The organism is Streptomyces sp. NPDC005151, assembly GCF_053599875.1.
The window spans coordinates 35,005-58,851 of the sequence record NZ_JBSFYR010000005.1 but is presented as its reverse complement, the minus strand read 5'-3'; the positions used below and the strand labels follow the sequence as shown (position 1 = coordinate 58,851).

Genomic DNA, 23,847 nt, shown 5'->3' with positions numbered 1-23,847 from the left:
TGCCGCCGTGCTCCGGTCGCACGCCCTCCGGCCGCACGTCACCTGACCCCGATCCCGATCCCGGCCGCAGCCGCAGCTCCAGCTCCGGCGGGGACCGTCGCACCGGTGTGCCCGGCCGTCTCCGTGTCCCGGGTACTGCCCACGGGAACCAGGTGGCGGGCGAGTCCCTCCAGCGGGCGGATGCCGAAAAGGGCTTCCAGGCCGAGTCCGGTCCAGCCGCGGCGGCGCAGTTCGGCCACGACGAGCGGTCCGCGCAGGAGGCGTCCGCCGGCGGCCGTGTACGGCAGGTCGAGGTCGACCTCCGCCACCTCGTTCACCTCTCCGACCACGGCGGCCAGCACGGCCTCCGCCTCGGCCCCGGTGTCGGCCCCGGCTCGGGTGCCCGGCTCCTCCGTCCCGTAGGCCGCACCCGCCGTCTCCCGTACGGTGATCCGGAAGCGCTCGGGGCAGCACGCCCCCGGCTCGGTGTCCACGACGTTCAGGACGTACCGCCGCAGTTCCCGCTCCGTCACCGGTCGCGCCGTCTCGACATCGGCGATCAGCCGCCCTTCCGCGGCCTCCGCCTCGTCCACCCGGGCCCGGAGCACCGCCGGGTGTCCGGCCAGCACCCGCTCGACTGCTTCCAGGTCGACCAGGTCCCCGCCCGACCGACCGGTCCGCCGTGCCGCCGGCGAGGCGTACCCGAACAGCGCCGCGGCCTCGCTCAGCCGCAGGTCGGCGGCCGGGTCGTGGTGAGCCTCGAGCAGCCGGACGTAGCCGTGCAGGAAGGCCTCGACGCCGGCCTCGTCCATCACCTCGGCCAGCGCGCTCAGGCTGAGGCGCACCCCATCGCCCAGTTCGAGCACGGTGAAATAGGAGTCGGTGCCGGAACGCGCCCAGGCGGCGGGCTCTGGTCCACGGAGGAACCGGTCCCGGCGGCCGCCGCAGCGTTGCTCGGGCCTGCTGAGGAAGTTGACCTCGGAGGTCACCCGCAGCGGCTGCCCACGACGATGGCCCTCTTGGGCCACCAGCTCGGCCAGCTCGTCCCAGGGTGTGTGGGCGTGTTCCTGAGCGCTGGTCAGCGCCTCGGCGACGCGCGCCGCCACCTCGCTGAACGCGGGGTCGCCGGAGAGGTCTACGCCGACCAGGGTGGGGCTGAACATGCAGGTCATCACGTTCAGCAGGGAGCCCTCCCGGTGACTGGCCAGCCACCGGTGGGCCACGCCGGTCTCCCCCGTGTAGACCGCGCAGGCGACCGTGTAGGCGGCCAGGTGCACGGCGGCCGGCCACAGCCGCAACCGGGCCGCGAGCTGCCGCACGGTGCCCAGCAGGGCGGGCGCGGTGAGGGTGGCGGCGTGCGCGGCCGGAGCCGCCGTGCCGGGCGGGACGCGCCGGCGGGTGCCGAACGCGTCGGCGGGCAGCCGCCGTACCGTCTCCCGCCAGTACGCCGTCGTCCGCTCCCGTTCGGCGGGGGCGGTGGCGGCCTCGGCGGTGGCGAGACCGACGGGCTGGTGGGCGACCGGCGGGAGCTGAGCGCGCCGCCCCCGGGAGAGCGCCCCGACCAGCTCGACGAACTCCCGCTGGAACAAGCCCAGTGACCAGTCGTCGCAGCTCATGTGGTGGAGCACCAGCACCACCCGGGCGGGCATGCCGCCGGTGGTCACCACGCAGACCCGGATGGGCCAGTCGCGGGCCGGATCGAACTCGGTCTCGGTCATCTCGGCGATCACTTCGGCCGGCCCGGGAGTGCCGTCGGCCTCCGAAGTGACGGTCCGCAGCCGCAACGGCCTGGGCGGGTACACCACTTGGCGCGGCCACGGGCGGGCCTCGGCGTCGATCACGGTGCGCAGTCCCTCGTGACGGCGCACCAGGAAGTCCACTGCCGTGCGCACCACGGCCAGCGGAACCCCCGCGGGAACCGGGCTGTTGACCACGACATGGGCGTCATGCCGGGTGCCGGGCGGCACCTGCTGGTACCTGAGCCAGTGGTACCGCTGCCCCCAGCACAGCTCCTCGCTCCGCGCCCCGGTCCTGCTCGCGCCGTTCATCCGCCGCCTCCTCCTCCAGCGTTCTTCCAGTCTTCCGGCCGTCCGGTCTTCCGGTCGTCGCCGCTTTCGAACCTTTCCAGAATCCCCGCCCCGAGGGAGAAGCGCAGCATTTCCCGATGGCCAATGACGGACGGCAACTTGCTGTCATCGAAAGCGATCCGGAGCCGGGTCCGAAAGTGTTGACGGCACCAATCGGCATGCCGGATTCTCATTCTCGCCGGACGAATTCGTCGCCCGGTGGACGTCCACATTCCTGGGCGTCTCCCTCATGGGAAGGTGTGATCAATATGGCGAAGGCTGCTGTGAAGGCCGCGTCCAAGGCCGCGTCGAAGGCCGCCTCCAAGGCCGCCTCCAAGGCCGCGTCGAAGGCCGCCTCCAAGGCCGCGTCGAAGGCCGCCTCCAAGGCCGCCTCCAAGGCCGCCTCCAAGGCCGCCTCCAAGGCCGCCTCCAAGGCCGCCTCCAAGGCCGCCTCCAAGGCCGCCTCCAAGGCCGCCACGAAGGCCGCCTGACCAACGAAGTACCGCCCGGCTCGCAGTTGATGCCGAGAGCCGGCCCGCGGACGCCGACCGCCACAAACGGCCGGCGCCCGCGGGCCGCGCCGTACCCTTCCGCGGCTGTCGCACCGCTCTTCAGGAAAGGACCTTCCGATGGATCGCGCCGAGATCATCGAGCACCTTCGCCAGTCTCTCACCGTTATTCTCGGCCGTCCGCTCCCGGAATTCGACGAAGAAACCAGGATTCTCGAGGACCTGGAAATGGACTCCATGCGCTTCGTCGAGTTACTCATGAGCCTTGAGGACACTCTCGGCCTGGAGGCGGATCCGGAAACCCTCGATCCGGAGGTTTTCCAGTCCGCCGGAGCCTTCGCCGCCTACATCAAGGACCGTCTGGACTTCGCCCGCGCCGCGGGATGACGACGCCCGTCCCCGGCATCCGGTACCCCGTAGCGACCACAGGACCGATATGAGCGAGACGATCACGGCATGTGAGGCCGCGGCCTACGACGGCGGTCCGGCCCGAGGCCTGGCGCTTGCCCTGGCCACCGCCGACGCCGGCCCGCCCCCGGGTGGCGTCGGCGCGCTGCCTTCCAGCGACGTGCCCCCGGACGCCGAGGTGGTGCCCCACCGGCTGGCGGCCCTGGACGGCGTCAGTTTCGTCCGCTGGCCCGTGTCCGGGCCGGCCCCGAAGCCCACGGACGCCCCCCACCTCTGGACGCTGGCCGCGCACCTTGCGGCCTCCCGGGCGGGAGTGGCCCGCAGGCTGTTGGACGACGCGGTCGCCCACCTCTCCCGGCGCTCGGCGGGCGGCGAACTCCTCAGCCAGAAGCAGCTCGTGCGCGGCGTCGTCGCCGACGTGCACACCGAGTTGGAGGCCGTGCTGCGGCTGCTGCGCGTGGCCGGGCACCTCCCGGCCGCCGTGGTCGACGCCCACGACCGGCTCACCGCCCTCGACTGGGAGGCGGCCAAGCTCCTCGGCGCGGCCGGCTTCCTCGCCGACGGCCCGGCCCGATCCGGGTACGTGGCCTGGCTGATCGCGGAGAGCTGGCTCGACCGGAACCACACCGCTGTGAAGGAGCCGGCGCCGTGCTGAAGCTGTCCGACACCCCGCTGCGGGAACTGCGCGACGTCTGCCGCGAGGCCGGCCGCGAACTGCGCCGGTACGCCCTGGCGGTGGACGACGACCCCGGCGGCTCCACCGCCTACCTGGACTCCGCGGTCCTGGCCCTGATGCGGGCGGCGACCACGCCGAAGGAGTTCCGCACCCCGGACATGCCGGACGACCGGGGGTTCGCCGACGGCTGTCTGTCCCGGGTCGTCGCCGGGGTGGAGATCGCCCGCGGGGACGCGGGTGTCGTCGCGGCCAACACGGGGGCCTCACTGGCCGGAGCGGCCGTCGACACCCTCGGGGACGACACCCAGCGCGCGTTGTTCTACTCGGCCATCGCGGACGGCCGTTCGTGGACGTGCTTCGGCATGACCGAGCCCGACCACGGCAGCGACGCCACCGCCATGGAGACCCGGCTCGACGCCCTGCCCGACCCGGCCGACGGCTACCTGCTGACCGGCGCGAAACGCTATGTCGGAAACGCCTCCCGGGCCTCGGTCGGCGTGGTCTTCGGCCGCACCGGACGCAGCCCGTTGTCCATCAGGGGAGCCCTGATCCCGCTGCCCGCCCCCGGGTTCACCGCCGAGCCGCTCGACATGATCGGCCTGCGCGGGGCGCGGATCTGCCGTCTCGGCCTCGACGGCGTGCACGTGCCGCGCGAGATGCTGCTCGGCGCGCACCTGCCCGCCTCCCGGCGCGGCCTGTGGGGCATCGGCCGCACCTTCAACGCGATGCGGCTGCAGGTCGCCGCCCTCGCCCTGGGCACCGCCCTGGGCACCCGCGACTACGTGGTCGAGCAGCGCCCCCGCTGGGACGGTCACGAGACGGTCTCCGCCCGCCTCGACGCCGCCCGCCAGTTGCTCTACGAGGCGGCCTCCGCCGTCGACCACGACCCCGACACGCGCCGGCCGCCCTCCGCCGCCAAGCTCCACGTCACGGACCTGGCCGTGCGCACCGCCCACTGGGCCGCCCGCGCCCTGGGGCCCGGCGCGCTCCAGGAGCACCCGCTGCTGGAGAAGTGGTGCCGGGACGTGCGCGCCTTCGAGTTCATGGACGGCACCAGCAACATGCAGCGCCTCCACATCACCAGCGACATCGCCTCCCGGAGGGCCAGACCATGACCGTCACCGCCGAAGAGGCCGTGCGGCCGGACCCGCAGGCGCCGCCGCCGGTCTGGTCCGCGCGGCACGTGACCGAGGCCGACCACGCCGCGGTCCTGGACTTCTTCACCGAGCCCGACTTCCGCTTCCGTACCGTGCGGTCCGACGTCCTCGCCGAGTGGGAGGTCCTCTCCCTCCTCGACGACGCCCGTCTGCTGCTCGCCGACGGCGTGCCCGTCGGGCTCTACGCCGTCGAGAACTCCGGCGCCGACCACGCCTGCCATCTGATGCTCCAGCTCCGCCTCACCGCGCGGCTGCCGCTCGCCGTCTGGGCGTCCGCGTACCACGAGGTGATCCGCGGGCTGCGCCGGCACCGTGAGCTGGTCCGGCTCGCGGTGCTGGTGGGCGACGACGACGAACGCGGTCTGGCCGCCGCCCGGCTGGCCGGCCTCACCGAGGAGGGCGTCCTGCCCGGCATGACGGTCGGCGACGGCCGCCGCCGCGGGCAGGTCTTCTTCTCCCGTATCTGGGAGCCCGTGTCGTGACCACCCTGACCACCGCCCTGCGGCTGCGCGGATACCGCTCGGCCGACCTGCCCCTGTTCTCCGGCGGCTGGCTGCCCGGCGAGCTCCTCGGCCTGCCCGACCCCGACCGGCCGCCGCTGGCCGACCCGTCGTCCGTGCCCGCCCCGGCGGCCGACCGCCCCGACGACGAGCTGTGTGTCGTGGACGGCGTGGGCTTCGTCCGGTTCACCGAGCTGAACTGGGTGCACCGCCGGGCCAGGCTCGAGACCGGGCTGCTCCGCGAGGCGTCCCATCTCGCGGGCCCGCTCCTCGAAGCGGCCCTCGTCCACGCCTTCTCCTGGCTCAACCTGCGCCGCGTGCACGGCTGGTACACCCCGGCCGGGCCCGACGGCGTACAACCGCTGCGCGCGGCGGGTCTGGCCCCGGAGGCCGAGATCCCGCAGGCGCTCTGGCTCGACGGCCGACCGGTGAGCCGCCAGATCTGGGGAGTGTCCCGCCGTGACACCGCGGACGCCGTGACCGACAACGCGACCACAGTGACCGACGACGCGACCACCGGGACGACCGTCCCCGCCACACTGGAGCAGTTGTCCCCCGACGCCGCGGCGCGGCTGCTGGGCGAGGCTCCCCAGGACGCCGTGCGCGGTTTCCTCGACCTGGACCCGGTCACCCAGAACACCGCGCTGCTGGCCCGTGAGATCACCCGCCGGGGCCTGACGGTGCTGCGCCACGGCGAGGCGCTGCTCGGCTGCGCCGTCAACCCGGTGCAGCCCCGTCAGGCGACCGTGGCCACCACCTCGGCCGATCCGGTGGCCCTGCGGGCCCTGCTGTCCTTCCTGCACACCTACCGCCGGTGCACCTCCTTCACCGCCGAGACCCGCGCCGGTTCGCCGGTCCTCCCCGCGCTGGAGGCCTGCGGATTCACCCGGGTGGGTGTCCTGCCCGGCCATCTCTTCCTCACCCGCCGCTACCACGACGTCCTCGTCCACCACCTCACCCACACCGCGCTGGAGGGATGACCCCATGGCGCTCGTCACCGTCCGCCACTTCACCGAGGCGGACATCCCGCTGCGCACCGCACTGCTGCGCGAGTCCCGGTTCCAGGCCAATCTCACCGACTTCGCGGTGAGCAGCTCCGACGACGCCCTGACGAAGCGGCAGCACCGCACCATCACCGAGGAACAGGCCGAGTGGCGGTTCTTCACGATGTGCGGGCGGGGCGGGGATCCGATCGGCTTCGCCTGGATCACCTCCATCGACTGGCGGAGCCAGACCTGTGAACTGTCCTTCGGCGTGCTGCCCAGCCACCGGGGCCCGTTCGGCGCGGCGGCGGTGGCCGCCGCCCACACCCATGTGCGGGAGGAGCTGAACATGCGGGTGGTGATCAGCCAGGTCCTCGAACACAACACCATGCTGGTGGCGGCCCGGGAGCTGGCGGAGCAGCGGCAGGTCCGCTGCGCGTACGACTCCTACACGGTCGGCGAGTGGCGGACCGCCTGCTACTGGACCGAGGACGAGGAGGACGTGCGACAGCGCGCCGAGGAGGCCGCGCGCCGCCGGCGGGAGATCGCCGACCGTATCCGAAGCCGGACCGCCTCGTGACCGCGCCCGCCGCGGCCCCGTCCGACGGGTCCGGCTATCTGCGGCAGCCCACCCTCGTGGGCGACCTGGTGGTCTTCGTCTGCGAGGACGACCTGTGGTCGGTGCCCGCCGCCGGTGGCCCCGCCCGCCGGCTCACCGCGGGCGGGGCCGGGCCGTGCTCGGGGCCGCGGCTGTCCCCCGACGGCCGTCTAGTCGCGTTCACCGCGGCTCCCGAGGGCACGCCGGAGGTGTGTGTGATCTCCGTCGGCGGCGGCTCGGTCCGCCGTCTCACCAGCCAGGCCGGCGACTGCCTGGTCCTCGGCTGGCATCCGCGCACCGGCGACGTGGTCTACGCGGCGACCGCCGGGCTGCCCACCGGTTTCGGCCGCCGGCTGTTCGCGGTCGGCCCCGGCGGCGGCCCGCCGCGTCTGCTGGAGGCCGGTCCGGCAGCCTCCGTCGCCTATGGCCCGGACGGCGGGGTGGTGATCGGCCGTTCCCTCGCCGACCCGGCCCGCCGCAAGCGGTACCGGGGTGGCGCGGCGGGCGAGCTGTGGGTGGACGCCGACGGGTCCGGCTCCTTTCGCCGCCTCGAACTCCCCCCGGGCAACCGGGCGTTCCCGTGCTGGGTCGGCGACCGGATCTACTTCGTCTCCGACCACGACGGCACCGGAAACGTCCATTCCTGCCGCCCGGACGGCTCCGGCCTGACCCGGCACACCCACCACACCGACTACTACGTCCGCGGGCTGACGGGCGACGGAGAGCGGCTGATCTACCACCACGGCGCGCGGCTGCGTCTGCTCGACCCGGACGGCCGCGACCGTCCGGTCCCGGTCACCGTCACCCCCTCCGGTGCGCAGCACCAGCGCCGGATCGTGTCCGCCGCCGGAGACCTCGACCATGCCCGGCTCTCCCCCGACGCCTCCCGTCTCGTCGTCGCCTCCCGGGGCAAGGTGTTCACCCTCGCCCCGTTCGACGGCCCGGTCCGCCGCCACGGCGCCCCGGACGGGGTGCGCTACCGGCTGCCGCAATGGCTCGCCGACGGAACCCGTCTGGTCGCCGCGGCCGGGGACGACGCCCCCGGCGAGTGGCTCGTCCTGCTGCCCGCCGAGGGCGGGGCGGAGCTCGACTCCCTGCCGCTGGGCGACATCGGCTACGTCACCGACCTGGCCGCCGCCCCCGTCGGCGGGCAGGTCGCGTTCGCCACCAACCGGCAGCAGCTGTGGAGCGTCGACACCGACGCGGCCCACCCGGAGCCCCGCCTGCTGGACAGCAGCCCGTACGACAGGATCGAGGACCTGGCCTGGTCACCGGACGGCCGCTGGCTCGCGTACACTTTCCCGGGCACGCGGCGCACCACCGCCGTCAAGGTCGCCGAGCCCGCCACCGGCCGCACCGCGCACCTCACCTCCCCCGTGCTGCGCGACTTCGCCCCTGCCTTCGACCCGCTGGGCCGCTACCTGTACTTCCTCGGCCAGCGCGACCTGCTGCCCGAGTACGACCAGGTCCAGTTCGACGTCGGCTTCCCCCTCGGCACCCGTCCCTACGCCGTCCTCCTCACCGCCGGCACGCCCCCGCCCTTCACCGGCGCACCGGCCCCGGAGGTCGACGGCGAGCAGCCGGTGGAGGTACGCATCGACCTCGACGGGGTGGACGGCCGCGTCGTTGCGCTGCCGCTCCCGCACGGCCGGTACGCGGCGGTGCGCGGCCTGCCCGAATCCGTGCTGGTGCTCGGCGTGCCGCTGGCCGGCCCGGCCGCCGACGGGCCCGAGGACCGCCGCCGTACCCGCGAGGGCACGGTGACCCTGGTCGAGCTCGCCACCGGGGAGACCACGGAGGACTACCTCTCCCCGGTCGACGAGACCGACACCGACCCCTCGGGCGCGTTCCTGCTGTACCGGCACGAGCACCGTATCCGTGTGGTGCCCGCCGGAGTGCCCAGGACCGACGTCGAGGACTACGACAACGTCATTTCCCCGCCCGGCCGCGAGACCGGCTGGATCGACCTGGCCCGGGTGACCGTCCCCTTCCGCCCGGCCGCCGAGTGGCGGCAGATGTACCGGGAGGCGTGGCGGCTGCAGAAGGAGGGCTTCTGGCACTCCGGGATGTCGGGCGTCGACTGGGAGGCGGTCCACGACCGCTACCTCCCGCTGCTCGCACGGGTCGCCACCCGGTCCGAACTCTCCGATCTGCTGTGGGAGTTGCAGGGCGAACTGGCCACCTCGCACGCCTATGAGCGCGGCGGCGACCACGGCCGGCCGCCCGGTCCCGGCGGGGGCCCCGGCCTCCTCGGCGTCGACTGGGAGCCCGCCACCGGGCCCGGCGGTGGCTGGCGGATCGCCCGCGTCGTCCGCGGCGAGCCGTGGAACCCGGAGGCCACCTCCCCCTGCGGCCTGCCCGGCGTGGACATCCGCGCCGGCGACGAGGTCGTCGCTGTCGACGGTCACCCCGTCGGCCCGCTCGGCCCGGGCGAACCGCTTGCCGGACTGGCCGGGTGTGAGGTGGAGCTGACGGTGCTGCGCCCCGGCGCGGCCCCCCGGCGGGTCACCGTGCGCGCGGCCCGCGACGAGGGACGCGCCCGGTACGTGGAGTGGGTGGAGGCCAATCGCCGCTGGGTCGACGACGCCTCCGGCGGCCGGCTGGCCTACCTCCACATACCCGACATGTTCCACACGGGGTACGCCGACTTCGTCCGCCAGTTCCTCACCGGCCTCGACCACGACGGGCTGATCGTGGACGTCCGCCACAACGGTGGGGGCAGCGCCTCCCCGATGATCCTGGACCGGCTCGCCCGCCGCCGCGCCGGGGTCGAGCACAGCCGCTGGAGCGGCGAGGTGCCGTACCCGCTGGAAGCGCCGCACGGCCCGATGGTGGCGCTGGTCAACGAGCAGACCGGCTCCGACGGCGAGATCTTCGGTCACATGTTCCGCGCCCGCGGCCTGGGGTCGCTGATCGGCACCCGCACCTGGGGAGGCACCATCGCCACGTGGCCCCGGCACCGTCTCGTCGACGGCACCCTCACCACCCAGCCGGAGTTCTGCTACCACCTCACCGGTGTCGGAACGGGCTTGGAGAACCGAGGTGTGGAACCCGACATCACCGTCGAGCTGCCGCCCGCCGGACCAGACCTCCCGCACCCCGACCCGCAGCTCTCCGCGGCTGTCACCCACCTGCTCGGCTCCCTGCCGCCCCTGACCGCCCCGGTCCTCGCGCCCGCCCCGCACGCGGACGGCCACCCGTCTCTCGTGCCCAGTGCCCGCCGCCCCCAGGACACCCCATGACCTCCGGGCCCACCCTCGCCACAACCGCTCCGCTCGCCCCGCCCGCCCCGGGCGTCTGCGACATCTGGTTCCTGCCCATCCGTCACCGTCCCGCCTGGGTACCGCTCCTCTCCTCCCGGGAACGCGACCGTCTCACCCTGCTCGGCGCCACACCCTCCGGCACCTCGCTCGTGACCTCCCGCGCCGCGCAACGCCTCATCACCGCCCGCTACCTCGGTGTCCCCCCGGAGACCGTCCACGCGGTCCGCGCCTGCGAGCGCTGTGACCATCCCTCGCACGGCCGCCCCCGCGTCCCCGGTGCTCCCTTCGACTACTCGGTCTCCCACTCCGAGGAGTGGCTCCTGATCGCCGTGGTCGGCTCGGGGCGCGTCGGCGCGGACCTGGACACCGTCGCCCCGCACCGCGACCTGGAAGGTCTCGCCCGTACCGCCCTCACCTCCGCCGAGCACCGCGCCCACATCAGGCTCCCCGACGACGCCCGCCGGGCCGCCTTCCTCACCGCATGGGCCCGCAAGGAAGCCGCCATCAAGCTCACCGGGCACGGCCTCGCCGCCCCGCCCGTCCTCATCGACGTCGCCGGCCCCCGGGCCACCGCGCCGGGCGTCCCCGACTGGCCCCTCTCCGCGCCCTGGCTGACCGACCTCCCGGCGCCGCCCGGTCACGCCGCGGCGCTCGCCACCTCCGAGCCGCTGACCGCGCTCCGGCACCGGTCGGAGGACCTGGACTTCTGACGCGTCCGGCAGCGGTCACCCGGTCAGACGGACACCGGCTTCGACCACAGCGTGCTGCCCCGGTTCAGGGCCCGTCTGGTCGACAACGGCATGGAGCGCATCGTCTTCGACGGGCTCCTTCAGCACTGCGTGGACGCCGAGCTGGTGGCCGCGGGAGGAAAGCAGCGCACCGATTCCACCCATGTGGTCAGCGCGGTGAGGGACTTGAACCGGTTGGAGCTGGCCGGGGAGAGCATGCGGGCCGCGCTGGAGGCGCTGTCGGTCGCGGCACCGGACTGGCTGGCACGGGCCGTGGACGTGCCCGAGTTCGCCCACCGCTACGGACCCCGGGTCGACAGCTGGAAACTGCCCGGCTCCAAGGTCAAGCGCGACCAGCTGTCCCAGGTCTACGGCCAGGACGCGCTCAGCTGTGCCGGGCTGTCTGGTCGCCCGACGCGCCGGCCTGGCTGCGGGAGATCGGGGCCGTGGACATCATGCGCCAGGTCCTCGTACAGACCTACATCGTCCGCACCAGCAGCCGGGGCAAGGAGGTGGTCAGCAAGCGGGAAGCCGACGACGACGGCGTCCCGCCCGGCCATCTCCGCCTCGCCTCACCCTACGACCCCGACGCCCGCTGGTCCGCCAAGGGCGACGACCTGTTCTGGCTCGGCTACAAGGTCCACCTCACCGAGACCTGCGACGACGCTCCTCCCGAAGCCGAAGCCGAAGCCGGGGCACGGCCGAACCTGATCACGGATGTGACCACCACCCTGTCGACGGTGCCGGACGTGAAGGCCACCGCGCCGATCCAGCAGCAGCTCGCCGACCGCAGCCTGCGGCCCGCCGAGCACTACCTGGACTCCGGCTACCCCTCCGCCGAACTGATCGAGACCGCCCGCAGCCAGGGAACCGTCATGGTCACTCCCGCAACACCAGCAACGGATGGCACCCGGTGCGACAACGCGAACGAGACGCCATCGTCGTCGAGTTCGCCAGGACGGACTGCCAGGCATGCCCCGTCCGCCCCGAGTGCACCTCGGCCCGGCGCGGCAACCGCATGCTCACCCTCTACCCCGAGCACCTGCACACCGCCCTCGCCGCCGCCCGCACCGAACAGAAGACCAAGACCTGGAAGGACAAGTACGCCCTGCGGGCCGGAGTGGAAGGAACCATCAACCAGGCTCGACATCACCGGCAACCGCCGGGCCCGCTACCGCGGACTACCGAAAGTCCGTCTCCAGCACGCCTTCTCCGCCACCGCGATCAACATCATCCGCCTCGACGCCCACTGGACCGCCCGCCCCCTGGACCGCAACCGCACCAGCAACCTCACCCGCCTCAGCTACCGACTCGCAACCTGAACCACCGCACCGGAGAATTGCGCACCAGAGTCGGCTAGCACCCCGACGAGGCCCTGTCGCATCGCAGCAGGTCCGCGACATGCGGCGCACCCTCAGAAGATCTGTACCCGTCTCCCATGGCGTCCAGCCCTTCGCAAATCGCCAGCCGGAGCGTCAGGCTCCTGATTCTGGCTTCCTCCAGGTCTCCCACATCGGCTCGCCCCCGGCAACGGGGTATTGAGTCCCGGCAAGCCCATGCCCGCTCCGCCCGTCGAGTTGATGATGTGGGCGGCCCAACGTTAGACGGGACCGAAACTAGCGGACGGCGCGTTGGTCACCTGGCAACAATCCTCCTGCAGGTGACGTCGGTGGCCCTCCCGGATCGTGGGGGATTACGTGGACGAAGACGAAGAGGTCGCTGCCGTCGCCGAGGACTGCACGATCCGCAGCCCGCCGTCGACGGGGAGGGTCTGCATCCGCGCGTCGCGAGCTCACCAAAACTCCAATTGCAGGCCCTTGACCGCCTGGAGTTGCAGAACCATCAGCTGCTGGAACTCGGCCATTGCCTTGTCAACGCGGGCTCGGGCCGACCTGTCGAGCCCGTCGACGCCCTCCCAGAAGGTGTTGGTGATCGCGATCTGCGGCATGGCCCCTTCCTTCTCAGCACCGTTCGGAAGGACGGCTGTTGACTCCGTATACGAAGCCAATCATGATCGCCACCGGAGATGCCGCGCATCACAGAGGCATCTTGAAACTGGGAGGCGGAACAGGATGGGGCTCATGCTCTCCCCCGGAGACGACGACGTGACCAGCCCGGACATCTCCTGGTCCTGCACCGGCGTCAACATGTTCAGGGAGTGGCTGGCCCAGGCAGAGGGATTCACCCTTACTGAGATGAACGGATTCGGTGGGGACCGCACTGGTATCGCTACTCGACCACCCAGACGACGACGGCTCTCTCCCGCCCGCTCAATGCGCGGCCATGCTGCCCAGGCTGGAAGCAATCATCGACCAACGGCAGCACGAGGACAGCGACCCCCTCCTCCGGCGACGCATCGACGACGTCCACCAACTGGTCACCGTTATGAAGTACTGCTTGGACGAGGACGTCGATCTCAACTTCTGCTGACCGCCGCAGGCAGTCTCCCGTTGGAGATGAACAGCACTTACGGGACAGCCTTTACGACCTCGTGCATGGTTGGCGGTGGCGCGTCGAGGGCCGCGGATTGGCCGTCGTGTTCACGTTCGCACACCGCTGCGCATGGTGGCGGTTTGCTGGCGGGAGAGGAGCCCGGCGACGGCTTGGATGATGTCGCTCATGTGCTCGCGGCGGCCGTGGTGACGGGCGAGAGCGCGCCAGTTCTTCAGATGCCCGATGCCGTGCTCGACGATGCGGCGTGACGAGTGGGCCATACACTGGCGTTCATGCATCTGCTCGTACCATTCGGGCGGGTACTTCTTGAACTTGCGGTGCGGTGGTGTCACCACGCGCCCGCCCGTCTGCGCACCGAGTCCCTGGTGGCCGGCATCGGCCAGGATCTCCACGGCGGGCCCGTCGGCCAACAGCCTGACACGGCCCAACTGGCGGGCGTGGGTGATGTCCGCGCAGCTGGCCGGTTCGGCCGGGCTGCAGAACAGCAGCCGTCCCTCGGCGTCCGTGACGACCATGGACTTGACGGCATTCTGCTTGTTCTTGCCGGAGATGAACTTCTCCCGGTCCTTGCGCCCGGCGGCGAGTCTTCGGACGCGGATCTCGGTGCCGTCGATGATCCCGGTCTGGCCGCTCGCACCGAGGTGTTCGATTGCCTCGGCGAGCGAGCGCAGCCGGACATCGGGGGTGACAGTGCAGCCCCGCTGGGCCAGCAGAGGGGCGCACTTCACCGATTGAGCGCGTGATGGCGGAGCGATCAACGCCGAACCAGCAGGCCAGTACGCCGTGGGGCGCGCCGTGGCGGAGGTGGACCAGGGTCGCCAACAGGCGGTCGATGAAGACCAGTTTGTGTCTCGCCCCGGCACTCACCGCTCGGCAACGAGGCCGTGAGGCCAACGCGGGCTGATGCCGCTCGTGCCACAACGGGCCGCTCTCGGCTACGAGTTCAATAATCACATCGGGCGTGAGGCCCGTGATCCGCTGGCTTCGGATGATTGCTGCACGTGCCCGGTTCCCCACCACACACCGACCATGATCAACGTCCCGACGCGCCACCGCCAACCATGCACGAGCTCGTTAGCACCAGAAACGCTACGGGCGCGGCGCACTCGCACAAGACGCGACCTCGCTGCGTGGGCCACCGAGTGAGCCGCTGAGGTGTCCGCACGGCAAGGAAGGCGGCCGGCGTCCGGTGCCGCCGGGGTCAGCCCGACTTCGGCGGCTTCTGCGCGTCGAAGGCGAAGAGAGTGTTCTTGGCCGCGGCCACGATCACCGCACGCCCCGCAACGGTCACGCGCGGGCTTGCGCCCTGCTCGCCCGTAAAACCGTCGGCCTGCGGATCTGTTGTCCACAGGGGTTTGCCATCGTACGGCGACAGCGCGACCACCCGGCCGGTGGCCGAGCTGAAATACAGCGCGTCCGCTCCCGCAACGGGACCCGACGCGCCCTCCACGCCCGTCTGCCGCGACCACTTCTTCCGGCCGGTCGCGGGGTCGAGCGCTGTGACGAGACCGGTCTGCCCGCTCACGTAGACGGTGCCGTCCGCCATGCCGGGCGTCCCCGCGTATGTCTTGGCCAGTCGGGAGTACGTGACCTTCCGCGAGGCCGGGTCGACCCGCGCCACCCCGTCGTAGCCGGCCAGCGCCGTTCCCTCCATGTGCCCCTGAAGGAGTACGAGCCTGCCGTTGGCGACGCCCATCGGCACGGCGGGGCCGTTAACCGCGACGGGCCTGCCCAGTGTCCCCGAGGCGCGGTCGACCGTGTGCAGGGTGGGGTGGCGCACCTCTGAGGCATCCACCTCCGCATCCGTCGCGCACATCGCGAAGAGCTGTGGGCCCACCGGGACGGGAGCGCACTGCGTACCCGCGGGAAACGACGTCGTCCAGGTGACCTCACCGCTGTGCGCGTCCCGGGCCTCGAAGCGGGAGTTGGAAGCGTCGACCGTCACGACGGCGGAGCCGACCACAATGGCGTCCTGAGTCCGACCCGTGACGGCCGTCGACTGGGCGCCGGACGGTACGGACCACAGCTCCCGGCCGTTGTTCGCGTCGATGGCCACCACCTCGCTGGGAGGGTCCTGCGGGGCGTCCTGGGCGGCGAAGCGGTAACCGAGCACCGTGTCGTCGGTGGCGCCCACCAGGTGCATGCCCTGGACGGGGACGCCCGGACTCTTCGCCGTCCACACCCGCGAGCCGTCCAGGGCCCTGATACGGGTCGCGACAACACCGCCGCCCCCGCAGAACAGCGCGTCGCCGCGCGCGACGCAACGCAGCTCGTCGGGGATGTCCTCGCGACCGCCCTGCACGGTCTTGCGCCACGGCTCGAAGCCGTCCGGAAGTGCGGCACCCGGCGCCGCAACGCTGCTGCCCTTGTCGCCGCCGTTGTTCCCGCCAAAGCCGCCCGCCTTCAGTGCGGCGACTCCCCCGCCGATCGCTGCCACCGCGACCGCGGCCGCGAGCACAGGCCGCCATCGGCGACGCAGACGGCGGCCGATGGGGGTGCCAGTGCTCCCTGTATCGGGACCGGCCGGGGCGGTGGTCGGGGCAGTCGGCGCCGGGGTGGCCCGCGCCGCGAAGTGATGCTGGGTGATCACGTCGCGGGTACGGCCCGCGCCAACCCCGTTCGCGTCGGTCCCCCCGAGGTCGGCCGGCAGGTCCCGCAGCAGCACGAGGAGTTCGTCCGCCGAGGGGCGCCCCTTGGGCTCCTTGTCCAGGCACAACTCGACGACCGCGCGCAAAGCCACCGGCACGGCACCCAGCGACGGCTCCTCGTGCAGCACCTGATACGCCGTCATGTATGGGCTGTCCGCGTCGAAGGGCCCGTGGCCCGTCGCTGAGTACACCAGCAGCGTCCCCAGCGAGAAGACATCGGACCGCGGCCCCACACCACGCGGCGCCTGCAACTGCTCCGGCGACATGAAGGGCGGCGTACCGATGACCCGCCCTGTCATCGTCAGCGTCTGCTGGTCCACGGCGCGCGATATGCCGAAGTCGATGACGCGCGGGCCCTCGGGCGAGAGCACGACGTTCGAGGGCTTCAGGTCACGGTGGACGACCCCCACCCGGTGGATGTCGCGCAGCGCCTCCGCCAGCCCGATGGCGAGCCTCCTCAGCTCCGCTCCGTTCAGCGGGCCCTTCGTGGCGATGCGCTGGGCGAGCGTGTGCCCCTCGATATAGGTCGTCGCCATCCACGGCTGCTCGGCCTCAGGGGCAGCGTCGACCACGGCGGCGGTGAAAGCGCCGCTCACCCGCCTCGCCGCCGCCACCTCCTGCCGGAAACGGATGCGGAACTCGTCATCCCCCGCGAACTGCTGGTGGATCAGTTTGATCGCGACAGGTCGCCCCGAACTCGTACGGGCCAGAAAGACCGTTCCCATGCCACCCGAGCCGAGCCGCGCCTCAAGCGGATAACCGCCGATCTCGGCTGGATCACCTCCGCGCAGCGACACTCTTCCCGACCTCCCGTCCCCCGTGCACCTCTGCCACCACGGGCCTGCGTACCTGTCCTGCACACAAACTAGCCGCAGGGCAGTACGGCAGAGCAAAGCGGGTGACGAACAGGGAGCCCAGGGCTGCTCCCGTGCCGCACACGACGAAGCCCCGCCAAGAGCACGGCGGGGCGTCGTCGTGTCGTGGAACACCGCACGATGCGGCCCATCGCCACACGCAGAAACCCCGTCGGCACAAGCCGACGGGGGTTCGTGACCTCTCACACGCGTATCACCAACAGCGTCGACGCCTCTGGACCACAATGACCTGACCTGCGCTTACGCACCTCACATGGAGCACCTGGACCGCACAAGACACGATCTACAACCTGTGCCACGTGGTACCGCGGAAGCACTCCGGCCAACCCTCGGCCCCCGATCACCAGCGACCACCTGACAAGATCCGGACCGGGAGCGGACCAACTAGGCCGCACATCAGGCAATTTCATTCGTCACCGCAGGTCAGAAGAGGCTGAGGTCGCGTACCACCAAGCGACAATGAACCCGCTGGCCGCCTTCGCCCACCATGCAGCAGCAACGCGCGCTGCTCATTTGGTGCGGCCGGACTTCCCCTCTGCAGTCCCACCGAAGCGACCGACTAACCGATGAAGCTCAACCGCACCCGACGGTCGGTATTGCTCGTGTTCGTATCGACCAGGCACACCGACTGCCACGTACCCAGTTCCAGCCGTCCGCCGATCACCGGCAATGTGGCGTGCGGTGCGATGAGGGCCGGCAGGACGTGGTCGCGGCCGTGGCCGGGGCTGCCGTGGCGGTGCTGGTAGCGGTTGTCCGCGGGCAGCAGTGTGTGGAGGGTGGCGAGGAGGTCGTCGTCGCTGCCCGCTCCGGTTTCCAGGATGGCGATCCCGGCGGTGGCGTGGGGCACGAAAATGTTGAGCAGGCCGTCCCGGCCGACGGCGGCGCGGGTGAGGAACCGTACACAGTCGTCCGTCAGGTCGGTGACCGTCTCGGCGCCACCGGTCGTGATGTGCAGAACGCTGGTGATGAAGGCATCGGGCATGCCCCTCATCTTCTCGCTCGTGGCGCGAGATGGCGCGATATGGCGCGTCCACGTTCCGAGATCGGCGGTGACGATCGCGGCGCCCTCCTCGTCCCTCGTGAGGTCGGTGACGGCCTGGACCTTCTCATCGGTCGTGGTCGGCCGATCGACGCGCTGCCCGACCAGACGCTTCGCGCCATCCGGTGTCCATGTGCGCTGACCTGTACGTCCGTTGAACGGCGGGTCGTCCGGCGACGCCCACCGCTCTGCGTCTTCGCGTACCGATGCCAGGATCCGGTAGACGCCGAACGAGATGCCCTTGCGCCGATTCTTGGCCGGCCACCGTGACGCGGTCCACCGCCACTTCCCCAATGTCGACAAGGCCACGCCGATGTCGTCGGCGAACCGCGTGAGCGACTCTTCGACGGTGAACAACACCTTGTCCGGCGCCTCATGGGCGCCGCCCACCGGCCGCATCGGCTCGATCTCCAGGGCCGGATCGCCCAGCCTGAACTGAGCGCCCGTGAGCTGTTCGACCAGCTCACGCGCTTGGGTGACGATCTGTTCGTAGCGTTCCAGGTGACGTTTCCGCCCGGTCCGACATGAGGCCACCGCCCATCCCCCAGGCGGGGACCGGCCGCCCGGTGCGACCGGCGAAGGAGACATTCCGCCCGGGACCTCTCCACCGTGACGCGGACCCGGTACGAGCGGGCACAGCGCGAATCAGGGGCGCTCGAAGCACTCTCCGACCGCCTTCCATGCTCGTGAACAACGGACGCGGCCCGTGGTGTCGCCGTGGCGGCCCTGTTCGCGTACAGATACGTCAGGTGGCGTGCAGCACTGACGCTGAGTAACAGTCCTCGCGGCCTGCCCGCAAGGTCTTCTCGAGAAGTGTGAACGACTTGGGTGTACCGCCCGGCTGTGGCTTGCCCGCTTTGTGGCCAACAACCCGGTAGCCGTCGTCCAGGTAGTAGGCGTTCAGGCGCGCATTGCCGGCCAGGCAGTCCAGACGTACGAACGCCCGCCCCGCGGTGGCCACGCGGTGTTCCGCAGCTTGCAGCAGCAGCCGCCCGGTCCCGGGCAGGGCGCTGCTGCGGTCCACCATCAGCCGGTGCACGTAGCCGGCCACCGGCGGCTGCGGTCCCCAGGCCTCCTCGTCCTCCCACCACAACTCCCAGGCCCCGGCCACGCGGTCGTCAACCTCGGCGAGCCAGACTTCGCCGCCGCTCGCCATGATCCGGCGGAAGTGGTCCTCATCCAGCTCGCCGGGCTGCCACTGGCCGGCGATGCCCTGGGCGAGCATCCAGCAGGCAGCATCGTCACGCACGCGAACGAGAGTGGCGAGGTCGGCATCCTCGGCGAGGCGGACGTTCAGATCGTTCATCGCGCGATCCTCGCACGAATCCCCACGAGCCCACACGGGCGCTCGGCGCTGTGCTGACCGACCGAACGGGGAGCGACCGCCCCCTGCCTCTCCGTCTTTCGTCCGGTCACAGTCGCCTGATCGCGGCGCGCCGGTCCGCCGCAAAGCCCTGAGCCTCACACAGAGCTGCACGCCACCTGGCCGTAGCTATACGAGAACAGGCGTGATCCCCGTGGGTTCGCAATAACTGGGATATTGCCGAGTTTCTTGATGTCGACGTGCACCAGCTCGCCGGGGCGGCTGCGTTCGTAGCGGCGTATCGGCTCACCGGTCGGCCGGTCCAGCCAGGCCAGACGGTTCAGTCCGTGACGGGTCAGGATCCGGTGCACCGTGGAGGCGGGCAGCCCGAGGATCGGGCCGACCCGGGCCGGACCGAGCTTGCGGGCCTGCCGCAGATCGCAGACAGCGGTTTCCGTCTCGGGGACCGTGCGATGCTGGGTCGTGTGCGGCCGGCTCGAGCGGTCGAACCACCCCGGATCGCCTTCCGTGCGCCACCGTCGCACCCACTTGTGGGCGGTCGCCCGCGAGATCCCCATCTCCTCGGCCACATGAGCGACCGGGCGGCCGGAACGGACACGCTGGATCAACAGCCGCCTGCCATGAACAGTCAGCCGGGCATTACGCTGGGACATGAAGACCTCCGGTGTGGTGCAGTCCTAGACAGCTCCACCACACCGGAGGTCTTCGCCTTTGATCAAGGCCCTCGTGTCAACAACGCTCGTGATCAATACACCTAGTGCCCCTCCCGGCAAGCTTTGCCCCGTCGCGCCGCCCAGCACGCCCGCTCGCCGCGTTGGCCACAAGCCCTGGTAGTTCCTTCCCCAAGCTCTCAACTTCGTTCGAGCAGGGGAGACCCCATCCAAGGACTTCCGGCCGCCTTGCGATCGCACGCACTGGACGACGCTCCTCATGGGGCAAACACTGCCGGTCACGGCACTAGCGCTCGGTCGTGTCGTCCGGCCAGATTCCTATGTGGTCGGGTTCCAGTTCCAGCATCACCCGGTCACGCATGCCCAGGGCATCGGTGTACTCCGCGGGCAGCTGAAGGCGGCCTGCGCGGTCCAGCATTGCGTACTCCCTGGCCACCACCGATTCCTGGCCCGTCGTCGCGTCGACCTCCGTACGCCGCAGGGTTTCCGTGGAGGTGCGGCCGTCGCGGATGGCCACCGTGCGGCGGACCTCGCCGGCCACCGACTGGTCGTGGGTGACGATGAGGGTCGTCGTGCCGAGTTCCTCGTTCGCCGTACGCAGCGCAGCGAAGACCTGCTCGGCCGTCTGGGAGTCCAGCTCACCCGTCGGCTCGTCGGCGAGCAGCACCGACGGCTCGTTCGCCAGCGCCACCGCGATGGCAACGCGTTGCTGCTGACCGCCGGACATCTGGTGCGGGCGGCGGTCGCGGCAGTCGGCGACGTCCATCAGGGAGAGCAGCGATTCGGCCCGCTCGGCCTTCTTCTTCGTACGGCCACGCAGCTGCATCGGCAGCGTCACGTTCTGCACGGCGCTCAGATACGGCAGCAGATTGCGTGCCGTCTGCTGCCAGACGAAGCCCACCACCTCGCGCCGGTAGCGCAGCCGGTCCTTCGCGCCCATGGTCAGCAGATCGCAGCCGGCCACCTTCGCAGCGCCCGCCGTCGGTTCGTCCAGGCCCGCCAGGATGTTCATCAGGGTCGATTTGCCGCTGCCGGACGCGCCGACCAGGGCCATCAACTCGCCCTCGCGGACCAGCAGATCGAGCCCCTGCAGCGCCTGCACCTCGACTCCGTCCGCGGAGAAGATACGGACCAGACGGTCACAGGTGATCAGCGCGTCGTGGCCGTACTCGGGCCGGTCGCGCCGGGCCGCCGCCCGGCGCTCCAGCTCGCCGAGGGTGATCCCTGTGGAGGACCCGGTCGGGGACTCGGTCATCGCGTGTCTCCTGCCCTGAGTTCGGTCGTTGTCGTACGCCGGGTGGTCACCCAGGCCTGCGCCGCGGCCACCGCCGACGCGATCACCACCACGGCGAGCGCGGGCAGCAGCAGACTCACCGGGTCGGCACGCAGCTGTACCGGGCCGAGCGAGGTGAAGCGTCCCTGCGCGGCCAGGGCAAGGCGGCCGAGATCGATTCCGGGGGCGAGCAGCCGGATCGCTGCCCAGCCGACCAGCGCACCACCCACGGCGGCCAGCAGCGCCTGCGGGAGGTTCTCCAGGATCAGCAGGCGGCGCCCCTGGCGGCGGGTCAGACCCATGGTGCGCAGCCGGCCCAGCAGCGCGGCCCGCTCGGGGGCGGTCTGAAGCAGCGAGAGCACCAGCGCGAGGACGGCGTATCCGGCGCCTGCCGCTGCGGCCACCACGTAGATCCGTTCGGCGCCGCTCTGCACGGGTGAGTCCGTGAAGCTGTCCCGTTCGGCGGAGCGTAGCGTCACGGTGGCGGGGCCCGCCGTGCGGGCGACTGCCCTGAGATCGGCGCCGGTCACCGAAGGGCCGGAGATCAGCAGCGTGGTGGCGGGGTGGCTGCCCGGCAGGCCCGCCGCATCGACCACCAGGAAGTCGCCTTCGCCCACGGCAGGGGTGGCGCTGCGCACGACGTCCACGCGGACCGTGAACAGGCCGCCCGCCGGGCCGATCGCGGTCGTCCGGCCGCGCAGCCGCTCGGCGACGGCGGGGGAGGCGAGCGCGGGCAGCACTCCGGAGGTCTTCCGCAGCTCGTCGGCCCGGAAGGCGCCAAGGCCGGTGCGGCGGGCGAGGCGCGCGTACGAGTCGGGGTCGACGGCGAGCAGCGTGACGCTCTCGGTGCCAGGGTCCCGCAGGTCCAGGTCGGACTCGCTGTGGACGGGCGCGACATCGCGCACCCCGGCCGTCTTCCGTATCTTCCCGGCCAGCGTGTCCGGCAGCGCCTCGGCCGAAACCCGGGCATCGGCGCCGACCGCGAGCAGGGACGCCCGGTCCCGGGCGTCGGCGATACCGGAGAGTACCGAGCCGCCGAACGCCGCCGTCGTCAGGGCCACGAGCAGCGCCAGCAGCGGAAGCGCGGTGGTGGCGGGGGAGCGGCCCGCACGGGCCAGTGACAGAAAGCCGATGGCACCGCGCCGTCGCGCCACCGGCAGGGCCGCGAGCCGCAGTGGCAGCGGATACAGCCGTACGAGCAGCAGTGCGGCGATCACACCCACCAGTACCGGGGCGGCGCTGACCAGTTCGTCCATGTCGCCGTCCGCGGTACCCCGGCGGCGCAGTGCGGCGACCGCTGCCACGGTCAGCACCAGCATCGTCAGTTCGGCCATGGTCCGGCGGCGCGACGGTCTGGCCCGTACGAGATCGTCGCGTTCGCCGTGCAACCGCGGCCGCCGGTGCAGGAACGCGGCCCTCAGCGGCAGCGCGGCACAGGCGACCAGCGCGACCGTCGCCGAGGCCAGCAGCGGCGGCAGCATCCGGCCCTCGGGGACGATGACGAGCGCGAGAGCGCAGCCGACGGCCGCGGCGGGCAGCACGGGAACGGCGACCTCAGCGAGCAGCCGCCCCGCGATACCGCGGACCGAACCGCCCCGCGAGCGCAGCAGGGACAGCTCGGCGTGCCTGCGCGCGGCGGCCAGGCCGCCGGCCATCAGCAGGACGACGCCCGCGACGCTGCCGACACCGAAGGCCGCGACCGCGACCACCGGGTTGATGGCGGAGAGGATGGCGTCGAAGTCGATGAGGACGTCGTCCAGGTCGGAGTCGATCTCCAGCAGGGGCGAGACCGTGGTGCGCAACGTGCTCTGCAGCGGTCCGTGTTCGAGGGAGGCGATCGCTTGCGTGATCCGGGGAAGATCACCGACGCCGACCCCGGCCAGGTCGGGGGCGATACGCCAGTAGGCCTCGGACTGCGCGGGCACGGACAGCAGCGCCGGTGCCGCTTCGGGGGCCAGCAGCAGTGCGCCGTGCCAGTACGGCTGAGGGACGGGCTCCGCTGTGTAGAGCCGCGTCGGCGTGCGCAGGACGGGTTCGACGGACCAGTAGCTCAGCCGTGGCCGCAGAGGTTCGACGATGCCGGTGACGTACACGGCGAGGGCCGCGCCGCCGGGCCGCGGCACATGGATGGTCGAACCGGCCTTGATGTGGAGGGACTTGGCAGTGGCCGAGGTGACCGCTGCCTCCACGGCATCGGCGGCCGGGGTGACGGAGCCCGCGGTGGCTCTGGGTAGCCGTCCCGAGGTCAGTGTGGAGTGCTCGGCGATTCCGGCCTGGGCGAAGAGCGTGAACACCGGGCCCCCGCCGTCCAGTTGGGGCAGCCACTCGTCGGTGGCCGCCACGGGCTTGAGGATGTGTGCTCCGTAGGCGGACTGTCCGGTGTCGGCGCGCAGCGGTTTCGGCAGGGCGGCCAGGATCTGGCGGTAGTGCTTGGTCAGCCGACGGAACTGCAGCGAATCGGCCCAGTCGCTCGGGGCACTGCCCTGGTACTGCGGCTCCTCGGTCAGCTGGATGGCGCTTCGATCCGGCGAGGCGCCGCTCATCTCATGGCGCAGGCCCTGGCTTTCGTACGTGTCCGCTGCGCGCGGGAAGGCCGCGGCGAGGAACGAGGTGACCAGGACGAGCAGCATCAGCGCGACGGCGGGCCCGGGCGCTGTACGCAGCCGGGTGCGGACCCATGGGGCGGCGGCCTTCAT

Annotated in this window: 20 protein-coding genes and 2 pseudogenes; 11 read left to right on the top strand and 11 right to left on the bottom strand. The window is 71.7% G+C overall.

Annotated elements, in window-relative coordinates:
* Positions 1–38 precede the first annotated feature (38 nt).
* Positions 39–2,027: a condensation domain-containing protein gene (locus ACWD6R_RS04840; protein ID WP_451817400.1), complete on the bottom strand. Its 1,989-nt coding sequence runs from the start codon at positions 2,025–2,027 to the stop codon at positions 39–41.
* Between the two features lie 287 nt (positions 2,028–2,314).
* On the opposite strand from ACWD6R_RS04840, the gene ACWD6R_RS04835 reads away from it, so the two are divergent.
* The 9 genes from ACWD6R_RS04835 to ACWD6R_RS04795 all read left to right on the top strand — a co-directional run bounded on the left by ACWD6R_RS04835 (position 2,315) and on the right by ACWD6R_RS04795 (position 10,849).
* Complete coding sequence (locus ACWD6R_RS04835) at positions 2,315–2,536, top strand: hypothetical protein (RefSeq protein WP_451817399.1); 222 nt, start codon at positions 2,315–2,317, stop codon at positions 2,534–2,536.
* 138 nt (positions 2,537–2,674) lie between these two features.
* Entirely contained in the window at positions 2,675–2,941 is a 267-nt protein-coding gene (locus tag ACWD6R_RS04830) for an acyl carrier protein (protein WP_451817398.1), read from the top strand.
* A 49-nt stretch (positions 2,942–2,990) separates the two neighbouring features.
* Positions 2,991–3,617 carry an acyl-CoA dehydrogenase family protein gene (locus tag ACWD6R_RS04825; protein WP_451817397.1) on the top strand — a complete coding sequence of 209 codons (627 nt, stop codon included), beginning with the start codon at positions 2,991–2,993 and terminating at the stop codon, positions 3,615–3,617.
* A complete protein-coding gene (locus tag ACWD6R_RS04820) occupies positions 3,611–4,753 on the top strand; it encodes an acyl-CoA dehydrogenase family protein (protein ID WP_451817396.1) in 1,143 nt (380 codons plus the stop codon). Before ACWD6R_RS04825 ends, ACWD6R_RS04820 begins: the two co-directional genes overlap by 7 nt.
* A complete protein-coding gene (locus ACWD6R_RS04815; RefSeq protein WP_451817395.1) occupies positions 4,750–5,277 on the top strand; it encodes a hypothetical protein in 528 nt (175 codons plus the stop codon). Before ACWD6R_RS04820 ends, ACWD6R_RS04815 begins: the two co-directional genes overlap by 4 nt.
* Positions 5,274–6,275, top strand: a complete 1,002-nt coding sequence (locus ACWD6R_RS04810; RefSeq protein ID WP_451817394.1) for a GNAT family N-acetyltransferase — start codon at positions 5,274–5,276, stop codon at positions 6,273–6,275. The genes ACWD6R_RS04815 and ACWD6R_RS04810 overlap by 4 nt, the downstream gene beginning before the upstream one ends.
* 4 nt (positions 6,276–6,279) lie before the next feature.
* Positions 6,280–6,858 carry a GNAT family N-acetyltransferase gene (locus tag ACWD6R_RS04805; protein ID WP_451817393.1) on the top strand — a complete coding sequence of 193 codons (579 nt, stop codon included), beginning with the start codon at positions 6,280–6,282 and terminating at the stop codon, positions 6,856–6,858.
* Positions 6,855–10,118 (top strand): S41 family peptidase, encoded by a 3,264-nt coding sequence (locus ACWD6R_RS04800; protein WP_451817392.1) that lies wholly within the window; start codon positions 6,855–6,857, stop codon positions 10,116–10,118. The genes ACWD6R_RS04805 and ACWD6R_RS04800 overlap by 4 nt, the downstream gene beginning before the upstream one ends.
* A complete protein-coding gene (locus tag ACWD6R_RS04795; RefSeq protein ID WP_451817391.1) occupies positions 10,115–10,849 on the top strand; it encodes a 4'-phosphopantetheinyl transferase family protein in 735 nt (244 codons plus the stop codon). Before ACWD6R_RS04800 ends, ACWD6R_RS04795 begins: the two co-directional genes overlap by 4 nt.
* 15 nt (positions 10,850–10,864) lie before the next feature.
* On the opposite strand, the gene ACWD6R_RS04790 is transcribed toward ACWD6R_RS04795, so the two are convergent.
* On the bottom strand, positions 10,865–11,032 hold the full coding sequence (locus ACWD6R_RS04790) for a hypothetical protein (protein ID WP_451817390.1): 168 nt from the start codon (positions 11,030–11,032) through the stop codon (positions 10,865–10,867).
* Between the two features lie 226 nt (positions 11,033–11,258).
* On the opposite strand from ACWD6R_RS04790, the gene ACWD6R_RS04785 reads away from it, so the two are divergent.
* Positions 11,259–12,227: a transposase gene (locus tag ACWD6R_RS04785; RefSeq protein WP_451817465.1), complete on the top strand. Its 969-nt coding sequence runs from the start codon at positions 11,259–11,261 to the stop codon at positions 12,225–12,227.
* 432 nt (positions 12,228–12,659) lie between these two features.
* Here ACWD6R_RS04785 and ACWD6R_RS04780 read toward each other — a convergent pair whose 3' ends face one another.
* On the bottom strand, positions 12,660–12,815 hold the full coding sequence (locus tag ACWD6R_RS04780; protein ID WP_451817389.1) for a hypothetical protein: 156 nt from the start codon (positions 12,813–12,815) through the stop codon (positions 12,660–12,662).
* A gap of 335 nt (positions 12,816–13,150) precedes the next feature.
* Between ACWD6R_RS04780 and ACWD6R_RS04775 the strand changes: the two genes are divergently transcribed.
* Entirely contained in the window at positions 13,151–13,297 is a 147-nt protein-coding gene (locus ACWD6R_RS04775) for a hypothetical protein (protein ID WP_451817388.1), read from the top strand.
* A gap of 110 nt (positions 13,298–13,407) precedes the next feature.
* On the opposite strand, the gene ACWD6R_RS04770 is transcribed toward ACWD6R_RS04775, so the two are convergent.
* The 8 genes and pseudogenes from ACWD6R_RS04770 to ACWD6R_RS04735 form a co-directional block, all read right to left on the bottom strand.
* Complete coding sequence (locus ACWD6R_RS04770) at positions 13,408–14,049, bottom strand: transposase family protein (protein ID WP_451817387.1); 642 nt, start codon at positions 14,047–14,049, stop codon at positions 13,408–13,410.
* A gap of 52 nt (positions 14,050–14,101) precedes the next feature.
* A pseudogene (locus ACWD6R_RS04765) lies at positions 14,102–14,188 on the bottom strand (hypothetical protein); the annotation flags it as partial.
* Between the two features lie 334 nt (positions 14,189–14,522).
* Entirely contained in the window at positions 14,523–16,766 is a 2,244-nt protein-coding gene (locus ACWD6R_RS04760) for a protein kinase domain-containing protein (protein WP_451817386.1), read from the bottom strand.
* A 637-nt stretch (positions 16,767–17,403) separates the two neighbouring features.
* Positions 17,404–18,282: a secondary thiamine-phosphate synthase enzyme YjbQ gene (locus tag ACWD6R_RS04755; RefSeq protein ID WP_451817464.1), complete on the bottom strand. Its 879-nt coding sequence runs from the start codon at positions 18,280–18,282 to the stop codon at positions 17,404–17,406.
* Positions 18,283–18,628: 346 nt separating this feature from the next.
* Positions 18,629–19,189 (bottom strand): N-acetyltransferase family protein, encoded by a 561-nt coding sequence (locus tag ACWD6R_RS04750; RefSeq protein WP_451817385.1) that lies wholly within the window; start codon positions 19,187–19,189, stop codon positions 18,629–18,631.
* A 227-nt stretch (positions 19,190–19,416) separates the two neighbouring features.
* Positions 19,417–19,860 (bottom strand): annotated as a pseudogene (locus ACWD6R_RS04745) (helix-turn-helix domain-containing protein); the annotation flags it as partial.
* Positions 19,861–20,164: 304 nt separating this feature from the next.
* Positions 20,165–21,133 carry an ABC transporter ATP-binding protein gene (locus ACWD6R_RS04740; protein WP_451817384.1) on the bottom strand — a complete coding sequence of 323 codons (969 nt, stop codon included), beginning with the start codon at positions 21,131–21,133 and terminating at the stop codon, positions 20,165–20,167.
* Entirely contained in the window at positions 21,130–23,847 is a 2,718-nt protein-coding gene (locus ACWD6R_RS04735; RefSeq protein ID WP_451817383.1) for an FtsX-like permease family protein, read from the bottom strand. Before ACWD6R_RS04735 ends, ACWD6R_RS04740 begins: the two co-directional genes overlap by 4 nt.

Bases quoted from the DNA above. Each gene is read 5' to 3' on its own strand.
- ACWD6R_RS04805 (WP_451817393.1), top strand. From the start codon at position 6,280: ATGGCGCTCGTCACCGTCCGCCACTTCACCGAGGCGGACATCCCGCTG.
- ACWD6R_RS04840 (WP_451817400.1), bottom strand. From the start codon at position 2,027: ATGAACGGCGCGAGCAGGACCGGGGCGCGGAGCGAGGAGCTGTGCTGG.
- ACWD6R_RS04780 (WP_451817389.1), bottom strand. From the start codon at position 12,815: ATGCCGCAGATCGCGATCACCAACACCTTCTGGGAGGGCGTCGACGGG.
- ACWD6R_RS04825 (WP_451817397.1), top strand. From the start codon at position 2,991: ATGAGCGAGACGATCACGGCATGTGAGGCCGCGGCCTACGACGGCGGT.
- ACWD6R_RS04740 (WP_451817384.1), bottom strand. From the start codon at position 21,133: ATGACCGAGTCCCCGACCGGGTCCTCCACAGGGATCACCCTCGGCGAG.
- ACWD6R_RS04790 (WP_451817390.1), bottom strand. From the start codon at position 11,032: ATGGGTGGAATCGGTGCGCTGCTTTCCTCCCGCGGCCACCAGCTCGGC.
- ACWD6R_RS04750 (WP_451817385.1), bottom strand. From the start codon at position 19,189: ATGAACGATCTGAACGTCCGCCTCGCCGAGGATGCCGACCTCGCCACT.
- ACWD6R_RS04835 (WP_451817399.1), top strand. From the start codon at position 2,315: ATGGCGAAGGCTGCTGTGAAGGCCGCGTCCAAGGCCGCGTCGAAGGCC.
- ACWD6R_RS04795 (WP_451817391.1), top strand. From the start codon at position 10,115: ATGACCTCCGGGCCCACCCTCGCCACAACCGCTCCGCTCGCCCCGCCC.
- ACWD6R_RS04830 (WP_451817398.1), top strand. From the start codon at position 2,675: ATGGATCGCGCCGAGATCATCGAGCACCTTCGCCAGTCTCTCACCGTT.
- ACWD6R_RS04735 (WP_451817383.1), bottom strand. From the start codon at position 23,847: ATGAAGGCCGCCGCCCCATGGGTCCGCACCCGGCTGCGTACAGCGCCC.
- ACWD6R_RS04755 (WP_451817464.1), bottom strand. From the start codon at position 18,282: ATGCGGCCGGTGGGCGGCGCCCATGAGGCGCCGGACAAGGTGTTGTTC.
- ACWD6R_RS04815 (WP_451817395.1), top strand. From the start codon at position 4,750: ATGACCGTCACCGCCGAAGAGGCCGTGCGGCCGGACCCGCAGGCGCCG.
- ACWD6R_RS04775 (WP_451817388.1), top strand. From the start codon at position 13,151: ATGCTGCCCAGGCTGGAAGCAATCATCGACCAACGGCAGCACGAGGAC.